A 238-nucleotide genomic window follows, 5' to 3' on the forward strand; every position below is an offset into this window, starting at 1 on the left:
TGAAAGGCAGCACATCAATACCGCCCTTCTCCTGAAAGTGCAGCAGCAGGTTTTTACCAATAAACCCGTTGGCTCCGGTTACCAGTACACGCACGGCTTAGTCCTCCGGGTTGATATACTCACCCCGTTCCAGGGCACGAATAAAGTCCAGTTTGCGCAGCAGTGCTTGCATGCCTGCCACATCCAGTCGCTCTGTGTTGTGAGAGTTGTAATCTTCGGTATGAGAGATCTTCTCTTC

2 protein-coding genes are annotated in these 238 nt (G+C 51.3%); both read right to left on the reverse strand.

Annotation, left to right across the window (positions count from 1 at the left end; all coding sequences use genetic code 11):
- On the reverse strand, positions 1-94 hold a 94-nt coding region (locus Q5762_RS40265; protein ID WP_399495661.1), incomplete at its 3' end, for an NAD-dependent epimerase/dehydratase family protein.
- Between the two features lie 3 nt (positions 95-97).
- On the reverse strand, positions 98-229 hold the full coding sequence (locus Q5762_RS40270) for a hypothetical protein (RefSeq protein ID WP_399495663.1): 132 nt from the start codon (positions 227-229) through the stop codon (positions 98-100).
- Positions 230-238: the final 9 nt, after the last annotated feature.

The organism is Streptomyces sp. P9(2023) (assembly GCF_032436795.1).
GTDB lineage: Bacteria > Actinomycetota > Actinomycetes > Streptomycetales > Streptomycetaceae > Streptomyces.